We start from the raw sequence: 13,653 nt of genomic DNA, 5'->3' as shown, positions 1-13,653 counted from the left end.
GATGTTCGTCTCTCTCGCGCTCACGGCGCTGCTCGTCGAGGCGGCGGTCGGTTATCCCCAGGTCCTGGTGCGGCGGATCGGCCATCCCGTGATGTGGATGGGTGCGCTGATAGCATGGGCGGACCGCCGCTGGAACGGGGCAGGAGACGGCTTTGCCGCGCGACGAGCCCGCGGCGTCGGGCTCGTCTGTCTGCTCGTGGCCGGCATGATGACCATCGGCCTCGCCGCAGCATGGGTGATGCAGGCGGCCGTGGGCGAGCCGGTCGCAACGATCATCCTTGGTGTGGCGGCAAGCAGCCTGCTGGCCCAGCGCAGTCTCGACACGCATGTCGCCGCGGTTGCAGAGGGACTGGAGCAGGAGGGGCTCGAGGGCGGCCGCCGAGCCGTCTCGATGATCGTCGGCCGCGATCCCGATCGGCTGGATGAAGCAGGCGTTGCGCGGGCCGCGATCGAGAGCCTGGCAGAAAACTTCTCCGATGGCGTCGTCGCGCCCGTGTTCTGGCTCGTCGTCGGCGGGCTGCCGGGCATCCTGATCTACAAGGCTCTCAACACCGCGGACAGCATGATCGGTCATCTCTCGGACCGGCACCGCGCGTTCGGCTGGGCGGCGGCGCGGCTCGACGATCTCGTCAACTTGCCGGCCTCGCGCCTGTCCGCGCTGTGGATCGCAGCCGCTGCGGCCTGCATCCCGAGCGCCTCGGCTTCGGCCGCGGTGCGAGCCGTTGCACGTGATGCGTCGAAGCATCGTTCGCCCAATGCCGGCTGGCCGGAAGCGGCGATGGCCGGTGCGCTCGGACTGCGCCTGGCGGGGCCGCGCGTCTATCACGGCCATCTGGTCACCGATGCCTGGATGGGCGACGGGCGCGCCGATCTCGACGCGTCCGACATCCGGCAGGCCTTGCGGCTGTATCGGCTGGCCTGTCTGGTTCAGGCCCTGGTCGTCGCAGGACTCGTCCTGGTCAGGATCCTGTAGCCGCCACGGGCGGCGCGGGCTTGCTCGCCAATGCCAGGATACGGTCCACGTCGACGTAGCGCTCGAGATGCGCCGCGAGTGCATCCAACGTCGTGTCCACATCGGTCTCATAGGCTAAGCCGCTTGTCGTTGCGCCGAGGCTGCGCAGCCAATGGGCGCGCAGGCCATCATCGGCGAACAGGCCATGCACATAGCAGCCGGTAACCAGGCCGTTCGCTGCGATGGCGCCATCGCGACGGCCGTCGGAGAAGGTCAGGAAGGGGCTCTGTGTCGCCGGTCCGTCAGTGCGGCCGATATGCATCTCGTAACCGCGGAACGACAGCTGATCTTCCGTCAGCGTGCCCTGGACCTCGCGCAACGCCTTGTCATCGGTCAATGTCGTTTCGACGTCGAGCAGGCCAAGTCCCGCGACGGACTCGGGCGTGCCCTCGTGTCCGTCGGGGTCGCAGATCACGTGCCCCAGCATCTGATAGCCGCCGCAGATGCCGAGCACGCGGCCGCCGCGGCGCAGATGCGCGATAAGATCGATGTCCCAGCCGACTTCACGCAAGGCGGCGAGATCGGCAATCGTGGCCTTCGAGCCCGGCAGGATCACCATCGATGCGTCGCCGGGAATGGGTTTGCCCGGCCGCAGGAACTGCAGATCGATTCCGTCCTCCAGCCGTAACGGATCGAACTCGTCGAAATTGGAGATGCGCGGGTAGGCGAGGATGATGACCTTCGGCCGTTGTCCTCCCGATGATCCGCGTTCAGCCAGGCCAAGCGCATCCTCCGCTGGCAGGCGGCGCGCATTCGAAAAATGCGGAATGAGCCCGAGCGATGTCCACCCCGTCCGCTGCGCGATCTCGTTCATGCCCGACGCAAACAAGGCCGGATCGCCGCGAAACTTGTTGACGAGGAAACCTGCCACGCGCGCGGCATCGTCCGGCGGGATCACAGTCCTGGTGCCGACCAGGCTCGCAATCACGCCGCCCCGATCGATATCGCCGATCAGCACCACCGGAATCTGCGTCGCTTGCGCAAAACCCATGTTGGCGATGTCGCCCGCGCGCAGGTTGATCTCGGAGGCGGAGCCTGCGCCTTCGACCAGCACGATGTCGGCATCCGCTGCGAGGTGATGGAAGCTGTCGAGCACGGCCGCCATCAGTTGCGGCTTCATCGCCTGATAGGCGGATGCCTTGGCGTTGCCGATGACGCGACCCTGGACCACGACCTGCGACCCGATCTCGCTCTGCGGCTTCAGCAGCACCGGGTTCATGTGCACGGTCGTCGGCCGCCGCGCCGCGCGCGCCTGCAGCGCCTGGGCACGGCCGATCTCGCCGCCGTCAGCGGTGACGGCGGCGTTGTTCGACATGTTCTGCGGCTTGAACGGCGCCACCTTGAGGCCGCGCAATGTCAGCGCGCGCGCGAGCCCCGCGACGATCAGCGATTTGCCGACGTCGGAGCCGGTGCCCTGGAACATGATGGCGCGCGCGCTCATGAGCTCAGTACTCGATGCCTTCCTGCGCCTTCACGCCGGCTGCGAAGTGATGCTTCACGAGGTTCATCTCGGTGACGAGATCGGCGGCCTCGATCAGCTCCGGCTTGGCGTTGCGCCCGGTGACCACCACGTGCAGATCGGGACGGCGCGCGGCGAGCGTGGCGACGATATCTGCGATATCAAGGTGATCATAGCGCAGCGCGATGTTGAGCTCGTCGAGAACGAGCAGCCGGATCGAAGGATCCGCCAGCAATTCCCGAGCCTTCGTCCAGGCGCGCTCGGCCGCGGCGACGTCGCGCGCGCGATCTTGCGTCTCCCACGTAAAGCCTTCGCCGAGCGTGTGCCACGACACCTGGTCGCCGAACCGCTCGATCGCCTTGCGCTCGCCGGTTTCCCACGCGCCCTTGCCGAACTGCACGACGCCGATGCGAAAACCGCGGCCGAGTGCGCGCAGCATCAGGCCCCAGGCCGCCGTCGATTTGCCCTTGCCCTTGCCGGTGTGAACGATCAGCAGGCCCTTCTCGACGGTCTTGGAGGCGACCTCGGCATCCTGCACCGCCTTGCGGTTCTCCATCTTCGCCTTGTGGCGTGAATCGTCGGCGCTTTCGGTCATCGGCATGTCCTTCCCGTTACTTCAATGTCAGCGGCAGGCCGGCCGCCATCAGGATCACGCGATCCGCGACGGCCGCGACGTTCTGGTTCAGCCGTCCCTGCGCATCACGGAAGGCGCGGGCAAGCGCATTGTCCGGCACGATGCCGAGTCCGACTTCGTTGGACACGGCCACGATCGGGCCACGCGCGTTCCTGAGCGCGTCGATCAACTCGGCTGATCTTGCCGCCACGTTCATGTCGGCGAGCATCACATTGCTGAGCCACAGCGTCAGGCAATCGATCAGCATCGGCGCGCTCGAATTTGCCCGTGCACGGACCAGGCCTGCAAGATCATGCGTGGTCTCCAACGTCTGCCATCCCTCGGTGCGGCGCGCTTTGTGCTGCGCGATTCGGTCCTTCATCTCATCGTCGAACGCCTGCGCGGTCGCAACATAGGTCCAAGGTGCGGGAAGGGCGGTCACGAGCGCCTCTGCATGGCGGCTCTTGCCGGAGCGCGCGCCGCCGAGCACCAGGGTGAGGCGCGGCAGGGCGGGATGCGGGCGGGCGGGGACCATGGGGGACGATTCCGATTGACGGGCTTTGGCGCGACCCGTATCTAACAGATGACGGTTCTCCGAAAGGAGAGATTTAGGGAACACGGTGCGGGTTCTTGACCCAAGGCCGTGGCTGCCCCCGCAACTGTAATCGGCGAGTGTGAGGCCAAAGCACCACTGGGAAACCGGGAAGGTGGCTTCATGCGGTGACCCGAGAGCCAGGAGACCTGCCGTCGACATTGCTGTTGGCCGACCCGTCGCGCGGGGAGTCGCGATGCTGGTTCTGATCCCGCCGGGATGGGTGGGATGCCGTCGGATGCAGCGCATCGTCCGGTCCTCTGGGGAGCCGGCAAGCGACGGAGACGGCCATGAAGTTGACCCGTACCACCACCTTTGCAGCCGCGAGCCTGGTGCTGCTCGCCGCCGATCCCGCCTTCGCGCATCACATGATGGGGGGCAAGCTGCCGCAGACGTTTGCGCAGGGCCTGCTGTCCGGCCTCGGCCATCCTGTCATCGGAATCGACCACCTGGCCGCGATCGTGGGCGCGGGCATCGTTGCAGCGCTTCTGGGCCGCGGCTTCGCGCCGGTGCTCGCCTTCACCACAGCGATGATCGCGGGCGTCGGCCTTCATGTGGCCAAGGCCAACATCCCGGCTGCCGAGCTGCTGGTCGGCCTGACCACCGTCGTGGTCGGTCTGGTGGTGGTGATGCGTGGCGGTTTCGGCGTGCTGCCCGTCGCCGGCCTGTTCGCCGTGACCGGCCTCGTCCATGGATATGCGCTGGGTGAATCGATCGTTGGGGCCGAGAACACCCCGCTCGGGGCCTATCTCGTCGGTCTGCTCGTGATCCAGACCCTCATCGCCGCCGGCGCGTTCCTCGGCACCAGGCTGCTGTCGGCGAAGGCCAAAGCGGCCGCACCGCTGGCGCTGCGGCTCGCGGGCGCTGCCATCGTGCTGGTGGGCGGCGTCGCCGCGGCGACCGCAGCCGGCGTGATCGGCTGATTGATGTCCGCATCGGAGATTGGTGAGACGACGCTGTTCGTCTGTGTCACCTGCCGCACGCAGGTGACGGAAGCTGCGCCGCCTGATCAGCCGCGGGCCGGAGCCCGTCTGCTCGCCGCGATCGAGACGTTGCCGACCGCGCAGCGCGCCGGTGTCACCGTGGTCGGCGTCGAGTGCCTGTCGAACTGCAATCGTGCGTGCACGGTTGCGGTGACGGCGCCGGGCAAATGGACCTATGTGCTCGGCGCGCTCGATCCGGATCTGCATGTTCAGGATGTGCTGACATTCGCGCAGCTGCATCAGCGCCATGACGCCGGCCTGCCGGCCTGGCGCGAGCGTCCCGAATACATCCGCAAGAACACCGTTGCGCGCGTTCCCGCGCTGTCAGCACCACGCTGAAACGAGAGATCGTATCGCCATGACGAAGTCGTTCGCCAAGACGCCTTGCACCATCGTCACCGGTTTCCTCGGCGCCGGCAAGACCACGCTGGTGCGCAACCTGATCGAGACCGCGAACGGTCGCCGGCTCGCCATCATCGTCAACGAGTTCGGCGATGTCGGCATCGACGGCGACATCCTGAAAGGCTGCGGCGTGCCGGACTGTCCGGAGGATCGCATCGTCGAGCTGTCGAACGGCTGTCTGTGCTGCACCGTTGCCGATGATTTCGTGCCCGCGCTCAGGAGCCTGCTGGATCAGAAGGAGCCGCCCGAGCATATCGTGATCGAGACCTCGGGGCTCGCGCTGCCGAAGCCGCTGGTGCAGGCCTTCAACTGGCCGGAGATCGCGACGCGCGTCACCGTCGACGGTGTGGTGGCGGTCGTCGACGGCCCGGCGGTGGTCGCGGGACGCTTCGCCGACGATCCCGAAGCGCTCGCCGCGCAGCGCGCCAGTGATGCTTCACTCGATCACGACAACCCGCTGGAGGAGGTCTACGAGGACCAGCTGCTGTGCGCCGATCTCGTTGTGATGAACAAGAGCGACCTGATGAGCGAGGAGCAGCGCAAGGATGTCGCGGCCGAGATCACGGCGAAGGTGCAGCGTGCCGTCAAGGTGATCGCGACGGAGCACGGCAGGCTGTCGGCTTCAATTCTGCTCGGGCTCGGTGCCGCAGCGGAGGACGATCTCGCGGCCCGACCGTCACATCACGACAACGAGGCCGAGCACGACCACGACGATTTCGAGAGTTTCGTGCTCGACGTTCCGGCGCAGGCTTCGCCCGATGCGCTCGTCGACCGCATCGCGGCCGCCGTCGACGCGCATGACGTATTGCGCGTGAAGGGGTTCGTGGAAGTCGCCGGCAAGCCGCTGCGCCTCCTGGTGCAGGCCGTCGGCAACCGCATCCAGCATCAGTTCGAGCGCCCGTGGCGATCCGGCGAATCGCGGCAGGGGCGGCTGGTGATCATCGGCGAGCGCGGCCTCGATGCCGCCGCCATCCAGAGCCTGATCACAGGATAGGCGGGACCGATGCACCTGCTGGCGACAACGGGCGCGGATCTCGACGACCTCGAACAGGCCGTGGATCTTGCGCAGTCGCCGGCCGAAATCGTCGTGCTGTCGTTCTCGGATAGCGACTTGTCGGCATTGGCCGAGGCCTGGACCGCGTCGTCGGATGAGCTGCCGAGCCTGCGCCTCGCGAGCCTGAAACGGCTGAAGCATCCGATGTCGGTCGATCTCTATGTCGACCGCGTCGTGCTGGGCGCGCGCGCCGTCGTCGTGCGCTGTCTCGGCGGGCTCGACTATTGGCGCTACGGGCTGGAGCGCATCGCATCGGTCTGCCGCAGCCGCCACATCCTGTTCGCGGCACTGCCGGGTGATGATCGCGCCGACGAGAGGCTCGATGCGCTCTCGACCCTGCCGCAGGACGCGACCTCGCGTCTCTACGGCTATCTGCACGAGGGCGGCGTCGGCAATGCGCGCGAGGCCCTGCGCTATCTCGCGACGCTGCTCGGGCGCGACGCGCATTTTGCGGAGCCGGTCGCGATCGGTTCGATCGTCGGCTTCATGCCCGATCGCGGAGCCGTCGGCATCGATGATCTCTGCGGCCACGATGATGCGCGGCCCACCGCGTTGATCGTGTTCTACCGTGCGGGCCTGCTCGCCGCGGATACGGCAGGGATCGCGGACCTGATGCGGGCGCTCGAAGGTGAAGGGCTGGCGGCAGTCGCGGTCGCGGTGACCAGCCTGAAGGATCCCAATATCGGGGATGCACTGGCGCGACTCGTCCAGCGCCGGCGTCCTGCGATCATTTTGAACGCCACCGCGTTCTCGGCGCTGCGCGACGACGGCACCACGGTGCTCGACCTCGCGGACGCGCCGGTCTTGCAGATCATCCAGGCGCAGAGCACCGAAGAGGCCTGGGCCTCGTCGGCGCGCGGACTGTCGCCGACGGATCTGGCCATGAATGTCGTTCTGCCGGAGCTCGACGGCCGACTGTTGGCGCGCCCGATTGCGTTCAAGGGCGAAGCGCCCGCGGATGAGCGTCTGCAGTTCGGCACGATGCGCTATGTGCCCCGACACGACCGCATCGCTTACGTCGCCCGGCTCGCGGCGCGATGGGCGCGGCTGCGGGCGCTGCCGGCAAGCGAGCGGCGCGTGGCGCTGCTGCTCTCCGACTATCCGGCGCGCGGCGGGCGCCGCGGCTACGCTGTCGGTCTCGACACCAGCGAAAGCGCAGCCGCCATTGCGCGGCTGTTGGCGGAGGCGGGGTACGATATCGGCCGCGCAGCGCCGACCGCCGAAGATGTCGACGCGCTGCTGCGGGACGAGGCAGATGAGCTCGTCGTGCCGCTCGCGGCCTATCGGTGTGCTCTGGCGCTGTTGCCGGACGATCTGCAGCGTGCCTTGCATGACAATTGGGGAGAGGCGGAAGCCGACCCGGCGGTTCGAGATGGCGCCTTTCGTTTTTCGGTGCTGCACGCCGGACAACTATCGATCCTGCTACAGCCGGATCGTGGCAATCGCGCCGATCGCAAGTCTGGCTACCATGACACGAGCGTGCCTCCGCGGCACGCCTATGTCGCGCTCTATGCGCATCTGCGTGAGGCCGAGCGGATCGATGCGCTGATTCATCTCGGTGCGCATGGCACACTGGAATGGCTGCCGGGCAAGGCGCTGGCGCTGTCAAATGCGTGCTGGCCGGAGGCCGTGCTGGGTCCGCTGCCGGTGATCTATCCCTTCATCGTCAACAATCCCGGCGAAGCGATGCAGGCCAAGCGGCGGTTGTCGGCACTGACGCTCGGGCATCTGACGCCGCCGCTGTCGCAGGCCGGTCTGCACGGACCGTTGCTGGAGTTGGAGGGGCTGGTCGAGGAATATGCCGAGGCGGATGGCCTCGACAAACGCCGGCTCGGACTCCTTGAGGACGAGATTGTCGCGCGGGCCTGGCAGAGCGGCCTGGCCGCCGATTGCGGGCTCGACCGCGCAATGACCGGACGCGAGGCGATCGCACAGCTCGATGCGCAGCTCTGCGACATCAAGGAGCTCGCGGTGCGCGACCGCCTGCATGTGTTCGGGGAAGCGCCCGACACGGCGGCGACCGGCCTGCTTGCGGACGCGATCACGGCGGCCATGGGGCCGGCGGCCGCGACGGTCGATCGCGCCGACATCGCCGCACGGATCGCCGCGAGCGCTGCAGCCGAAGGTAGCGCGTTGCTCGCGGCACTCGACGGTCGCCGCGTCGCTGCCGGTCCCGCCGGCGCGCCGAGCCGCGGCCGGCTCGACGTGTTGCCCACGGGGCGCAATCTCACCGCGATCGACCCGCGTGCGATCCCGACCCGGACCGCCGCTGTGGTCGGCGTACGCGCGGCTGACGAGGTGATCCGGCGCTATTTGCAGGATCATGGTGACTACCCGCGCGCGCTCATGCTCGATCTCTGGGCGTCCGCATCGCTGCGCACGGGCGGTGACGATCTGGCCCAGGCCTTGGCTTATCTGGGCGTGCGGCCGCGCTGGGACCTGAACTCCAATCGTGTCACCGGCGTCGACGTACTGCCGTTGGCGATGCTCGACCGCCCGCGCATCGATGCGACGCTGCGGATCTCGGGGCTGTTTCGCGACCTGTTCGAAGCGCAGATCGCGCTGTTCGATCTCGCCGTGCAGAAAGTGGCGTCTCTCGACGAGGACGATGCCGACAATCCGCTGGCCGCGGCACGGCGGCGCGGCGAGAGCCTCGCGCGCGTGTTCGGCGGGGCGCCTGGCAGCTACGGTGCCGTTGCCGCCGACCTTGCGCTCGGAATGGACTGGACGAGCCGGTGGCAGCTCGGCGAGGCGTATCTCGAGAGCGCCGCTTATAGCTTTGGCGGGACGCATGACGGCGCGTCTGCTTCCGACACGTTCCGCGCCCGCGTCCGCAGTGCCGACGCCCTCGTGCATCCGCAGGACGATCGTGAGCGCGACCTGCTCGATGGCGAGGAGGCCGCCGACTTTGCCGGAGGCTTCGCAGCCGCTGCAGCGTCGCTCGGCGCGTCGCCGACGCTGCTGCATCTCGACACCAGCCGTCCGGAGGCGCCGGCGGCGCGGAGCTTCAGCGAGGAGATTGCCCGCGTGGTGCGCGGCCGTCTCACCAATCCGCGCTGGATTGCGGGAATGCTTGCGCATGGCTATCGCGGCGTCGCCGAGATCGCGCAGGGCGTCGACGCGCTCTACGCCTTTGCGGCCACCTCCGACACCGTTGCCGAGCACCTGTTCGATCTGGCGCATGGGGCGCTGCTGCGTGACGAGGCCGTGCTGGACGGCATGACCGCACGCAATCCCGCGGCCGTCGCCGCGATCGTGGCGCGATTCGAAGACGCGCTGCGACGGCAGCTGTGGGTGCCACGCCGAAATGCCGTCGCCGATGAGCTTGCGCATGCGCGCACGCGCCTGACGCAAGCGGAGAGCGCGTCATGACCGCCTCGGTCGAGATCAAGGGCTGGTGCCCGGGCGCGCGGCGGCCGATGCCGAGCGGCGACGGCCTCATCGTTCGTGTCCGGCCGCATGGCGGCGCGTTGCCGGTGTCGGCGCTGCGCGAGCTTGCCGAGGCCGCTCGGCGCTACGGCAACGGCCAGATCGACCTCACGCGCCGCGCCAATCTGCAAATACGTGGCGTATCGTCCGAGACGCTCGCGCCGCTGTGGGAGCTGATGGCATCGCTCGGCCTGCTCGATGACAGCGCCGAGCTCGAGGCCATCCGCAACATCGTCGTCAATCCGCTGGCGGGACTCGACCCGGCCGAATGGGTCGACATGCGTCCCGTCGCTGCCGAGCTGGAGACGCTGCTGGCCTCGGATCAGGCGCTCCATGCGCTGCCGCCCAAGTTCGGCTTTGCGCTGGATGGCGGCGGCAGGCTGCCGCTGACCGGGCTCGCCGCGGATATTCGTCTCGTCGCCTGTGGTGGCACCGAGGCAAGGCGGATCGCCGTCGGCATTGCCGGTTCGAACGACTATGTGTGGCTGGGAACGGCAGCCGTGACCGACGCGGCGTCGACGGCCGTTCACCTCGCGCGGCTGGTGCTGCAACACAGCCCGACGCGACGTTCCGCGACGTTGCAGCCGCAAGCGAGCGCTGCCATCCGCGCTGAACTGGGCCTCGATGTTTCAAACGCCGTCGCGACGGCGTCAGCAACCATTTCGCAGCGACGTTGCGGCATCATTGCCCTGACGGATCAAACCTGCGCCGTCGGTCTCGGCGTGCCATTCGGCCGCATCGATAGCGGCACGCTGGCGCGGCTTGCGGCCATGCTCGCGGCACACGATGTTGCCGAGGTCCGCCTGTCACCATGGCGTGCGCTGTATGTCGCCGCGGGCGCCGTGACCGCGGAGCAACTGGTGGCGGATGCCGCCCGGCTCGGCCTGGTCGTCGACGATGCCGATCCATTGATGCGCATCGACGCCTGCTCGGGCGCCGGCTGCTGTCCATCGACCGGACTGGCGACGCGACAGCATGCCCGCGTGCTCGCGGATGCGATGGCCCGGACCGGATTCAACGGCACGCTGCACGTCTCCGGCTGCGCCAAGGGCTGCGCACGCTCGGCAGCCGCGGACGTCGTGCTGGTCGGCGAGGGCGAAGGTTATCACATCGTCCGCAACGGCACGGTGAAGAGCGAATCCTGCGGCATGCTCGATCCCACTGAGACCGACGTCGACGGGCTGTTCGAAACGAAAGAAAAGGCCGATGTCTGAGCTGCGCGACTACATCAAGGACGGGGCGGAGATCTATCGCCGTTCGTTCGCGACCATCCGCGCCGAGGCCGATCTGTCGCGCTTCCACGGACTGGAAGAGAAGATCGCCGTGCGCATCATCCATGCCTGCGGCATGGTCGAGATCACCTCCGACATCGCCATGTCCGAACACTTCGCCGCCGAAGCGCGGGCGGCGCTCGATCGTGGCGCGCCAATCCTGTGCGACGCCAAGATGGTGGCGCAGGGGATCACGCGGGCGCGGCTGCCGGCGAGGAACGAGATCATCTGCACGCTCGATGCTCCCGCCGTGCCGGCGCTTGCGGAGCAGCTCGGCACGACGCGGTCCGCGGCAGCGCTGGAGCTGTGGCGGCCGCATCTCGGCGGCGCGCTGGTGGCGATCGGCAACGCGCCGACGTCGCTGTTTCATCTGCTCGACATGCTCGATCAGGGCGCGCCGCGACCGGCTGCGGTGATCGGAACGGCCGTTGGGTTCGTCGGAGCCCGGGAATCCAAGGAGGCGCTCGCGGTGGACGGCCGTGTGCCCTATCTGATCGTGAGGGGTCGCAAGGGCGGCAGCGCCATGGCGGTCGCGGCGGTGAATGCGATCGCGAGCGACGTCGAATGAGCCTGCTCGACACCATCGCGGGCTCGGCCGATCCGGGTACGCTGTACGGCATCGGCGTCGGTCCGGGCGACGTTCGCTATCTGACCTTGCGCGCCGCTGGTCTGGTTCGGTCCGTCGACGTGGTGGCGTTCTTTGCCAAGCGCGGCATGGAAGGCAACGCGCGACGGATCGTGGCGCCGTTGATGGAATCGGGCCGGCACGAGCTGCGGCTCGAATATCCGGTCACGGAGGAATTGCCCGTTGCCGACCTGTTCTATCAGTCCCAGATCGCCGACTTCTACCGACGTGCGTCGGACAGCATCACCGCGCATCTGGCGGCGGGGCGATCGGTCGGTCTGCTATCCGAAGGCGACCCGTTCTTCTACGGCTCGTTCATGCATATGTGGCGGCGGCTCGAGCGCGATCATCCGGTCGAGGTCGTCCCGGGCGTAACCGGCATGTCCGGCTGCTGGACCAAGGCCAATGTTCCAATCACCTGGGGCGACGACGTCCTCTCCGTGCTGCCGGGCACGCTGGGCGAGGACGTCCTGCATGACCGGCTGACGCGTTGTGAGGCCGCCGTCATCATGAAGGTCGGGCGCAACCTCACCAAGGTGAAGCGCGCGATCATCAGCGCCGGCTTGCTCGATCGCGCGCTCTATGTCGAGCGCGGCACGATGGAGGCGCAGCGTGTCGCGCCCCTGGCCGAGGTGGAGCTGGAGCGCGGCCCCTATTTCTCGATGATCCTGATCCCCGGACAGGGGCGACGGCTATGACGGGCACGCTGACCATCGTCGGCGTCGGCCCGGGGCGAGCCGAACTGATCACGCCGGCCGCCTCGGCCGCCATCGCTCGCGCGACCGATCTGATCGGTTATGGACCGTATCTCGACAGAGTGACCACGACGAGTCCGGGCCAGATCCGGCACGCCAGCGACAATCGCGTCGAGCTCGACCGCGCCCGCCACGCACTCGGGCTCGCAAGCGACGGCAAGCAGGTCGCGGTGGTGTCGGGCGGTGATCCCGGCGTCTTCGCGATGGCCGCAGCGGTGTTCGAAGCGGTCGAGGCGGGACCGGCGGCCTGGCGCGACCTCGACATCCGTGTCGAGCCTGGTGTCACGGCCATGCTGGCAGCCGCGGCCGAGGTCGGGGCGCCGCTCGGTGGCGACTTCTGTGCGATCTCGCTGTCTGACAATCTCAAGAGCTGGACGACCATCCGCCGCCGCCTGGAGGCGGCCGCTGCAGCTGATTTCGTCATCGCGCTGTATAATCCGCTGTCCAAGGCGCGCCCGCATCAGCTGGGCGAGGCGTTCGCGCTGCTGCGGCAGATCAAGCCGGCTTCGACTATCGTCATCCTGGTGCGGGCCGCGGGCAGTGGTGATGTCAGACAGATCATCACCACGCTGGGCGAGGTGGATCCCGACAGGGCGGACATGCGCACGCTCGTGCTGATCGGATCGACGGCCACGCGCCTGATCGCGCGCGGGCGCCAGCCGCCCTTCGTCTATACGCTGCGTCGTGAAGTCGAGGGCGGCGCATGAGCGAGCTGCGCCTCCAGCCACAGCAACGCGGCCCGCGCGCCGTCCAGCGCGACGCCATGCGGCTTCACGGGGCGGGTGATCATCACCACCGGAATCGCGAGCCGTCGCGCGGCTGCGATCTTCGGGTAGGTCGCGGCTCCGCCGGAGTTTTTCGACACCACGAAGGCGATGCGCTCCTGGATCAGAAAGGCTTCCTCTGTCGGCTCGTCGAACGGCCCCCGATCATGGACGAAGCGAATGTCGGAGGGCAGCAGGACGTCACCAGGCGGATCGATGGTTCGGGCGACATAGTGATGCTGCGGGGCTGCCCCGAAGGCTGCGAGCTCCAGGCGACCAAGGCTGAGGAACACACGCGCCGGATCGGCTCCGAGCGCCGAAGCCGCGTCGTCGGCACTGTCGACCTCGATCCAGCGGTCGCCGGCCTGACGTTGCCAGGCCGCGCGCCGGATCGACGCCAGCGGCACCGACAGCGCATGGCAGGCTGCGACGGCATGGCGCGAGATCTGGTCGGCGTAGGGATGCGTGGCATCGATGACGGCGTCGATCGCATGATCCCGCAGCCAGGCTTCCAGTCCGGCGATGCCGCCGAAGCCGCCGATGCGCGTCGGCAGCGGCTGCGGTTTGGGCGAAGCGGTGCGGCCGGCGAGCGAGAGCGTCGCTGCGAACCGGTCGTCGCCGGCGAGCAGCTTCGCCAGCTCCGAAGCCTCGGTCGTCCCGCCGAGAATGAGGATGCGCATGCGGGGCAGGGTCC

General features: G+C 68.1%; 13 protein-coding genes and 1 riboswitch. Of the genes, 9 read left to right on the top strand and 4 right to left on the bottom strand.

Features of this window, described 5'->3' with window-relative positions; genetic code table 11:
• Position 1 precedes the first annotated feature (1 nt).
• Positions 2-973, top strand: a complete 972-nt coding sequence (cbiB, locus tag QX132_RS20170; protein WP_316162625.1) for an adenosylcobinamide-phosphate synthase CbiB — start codon at positions 2-4, stop codon at positions 971-973.
• Here the strand turns inward: cbiB and QX132_RS20165 are convergent.
• The 3 genes from QX132_RS20165 to cobU are packed head-to-tail and all read right to left on the bottom strand — an operon-like array spanning position 960 to position 3,619.
• On the bottom strand, positions 960-2,453 hold the full coding sequence (locus tag QX132_RS20165) for a cobyric acid synthase (RefSeq protein ID WP_316162623.1): 1,494 nt from the start codon (positions 2,451-2,453) through the stop codon (positions 960-962). The genes cbiB and QX132_RS20165 overlap by 14 nt on opposite strands.
• A gap of 4 nt (positions 2,454-2,457) precedes the next feature.
• Positions 2,458-3,066, bottom strand: coding sequence for a cob(I)yrinic acid a,c-diamide adenosyltransferase (gene cobO / locus QX132_RS20160; protein WP_315777605.1), 609 nt, complete (start codon positions 3,064-3,066; stop codon positions 2,458-2,460).
• Positions 3,067-3,082: 16 nt separating this feature from the next.
• A complete protein-coding gene (cobU, locus tag QX132_RS20155) occupies positions 3,083-3,619 on the bottom strand; it encodes a bifunctional adenosylcobinamide kinase/adenosylcobinamide-phosphate guanylyltransferase (RefSeq protein WP_316162621.1) in 537 nt (178 codons plus the stop codon).
• A gap of 35 nt (positions 3,620-3,654) precedes the next feature.
• Positions 3,655-3,848, top strand: a riboswitch (cobalamin riboswitch).
• 118 nt (positions 3,849-3,966) lie between these two features.
• On the opposite strand from cobU, the gene QX132_RS20150 reads away from it, so the two are divergent.
• The 8 genes from QX132_RS20150 to cobJ are packed head-to-tail and all read left to right on the top strand — an operon-like array spanning position 3,967 to position 12,902.
• Positions 3,967-4,599 carry a HupE/UreJ family protein gene (locus QX132_RS20150; protein WP_316162619.1) on the top strand — a complete coding sequence of 211 codons (633 nt, stop codon included), beginning with the start codon at positions 3,967-3,969 and terminating at the stop codon, positions 4,597-4,599.
• Positions 4,600-4,602: 3 nt separating this feature from the next.
• The gene (locus tag QX132_RS20145; protein ID WP_316162617.1) at positions 4,603-4,998 is read left to right on the top strand and encodes a DUF1636 domain-containing protein; all 396 of its coding nucleotides are present in this window, start codon (positions 4,603-4,605) and stop codon (positions 4,996-4,998) included.
• Positions 4,999-5,017: 19 nt separating this feature from the next.
• Entirely contained in the window at positions 5,018-6,055 is a 1,038-nt protein-coding gene (cobW, locus tag QX132_RS20140) for a cobalamin biosynthesis protein CobW (protein ID WP_315799163.1), read from the top strand.
• 9 nt (positions 6,056-6,064) lie between these two features.
• Positions 6,065-9,487 carry a cobaltochelatase subunit CobN gene (gene cobN / locus QX132_RS20135; RefSeq protein WP_316162615.1) on the top strand — a complete coding sequence of 1,141 codons (3,423 nt, stop codon included), beginning with the start codon at positions 6,065-6,067 and terminating at the stop codon, positions 9,485-9,487.
• Positions 9,484-10,758 carry a precorrin-3B synthase gene (cobG, locus tag QX132_RS20130; protein ID WP_316162614.1) on the top strand — a complete coding sequence of 425 codons (1,275 nt, stop codon included), beginning with the start codon at positions 9,484-9,486 and terminating at the stop codon, positions 10,756-10,758. Before cobN ends, cobG begins: the two co-directional genes overlap by 4 nt.
• Positions 10,751-11,383, top strand: a complete 633-nt coding sequence (locus QX132_RS20125) for a precorrin-8X methylmutase (RefSeq protein ID WP_316162612.1) — start codon at positions 10,751-10,753, stop codon at positions 11,381-11,383. The genes cobG and QX132_RS20125 overlap by 8 nt, the downstream gene beginning before the upstream one ends.
• The gene (locus tag QX132_RS20120; RefSeq protein ID WP_316162610.1) at positions 11,380-12,138 is read left to right on the top strand and encodes a precorrin-2 C(20)-methyltransferase; all 759 of its coding nucleotides are present in this window, start codon (positions 11,380-11,382) and stop codon (positions 12,136-12,138) included. The genes QX132_RS20125 and QX132_RS20120 overlap by 4 nt, the downstream gene beginning before the upstream one ends.
• Positions 12,135-12,902, top strand: coding sequence for a precorrin-3B C(17)-methyltransferase (cobJ, locus tag QX132_RS20115; protein ID WP_316162608.1), 768 nt, complete (start codon positions 12,135-12,137; stop codon positions 12,900-12,902). Before QX132_RS20120 ends, cobJ begins: the two co-directional genes overlap by 4 nt.
• Here the strand turns inward: cobJ and QX132_RS20110 are convergent.
• Positions 12,866-13,639, bottom strand: coding sequence for a cobalt-precorrin-6A reductase (locus tag QX132_RS20110; RefSeq protein ID WP_316162606.1), 774 nt, complete (start codon positions 13,637-13,639; stop codon positions 12,866-12,868). The two genes, cobJ and QX132_RS20110, sit on opposite strands and share 37 nt — an antisense overlap.
• Positions 13,640-13,653 lie beyond the last annotated feature (14 nt).

The sequence above is a fragment of the Bradyrhizobium sp. SZCCHNRI20481 genome (genome assembly GCF_032485055.1).
GTDB lineage: Bacteria > Pseudomonadota > Alphaproteobacteria > Rhizobiales > Xanthobacteraceae > Bradyrhizobium.
Note: the sequence above shows the minus strand (reverse complement) of the source record. Positions and strands in the feature narration are given on the sequence as shown.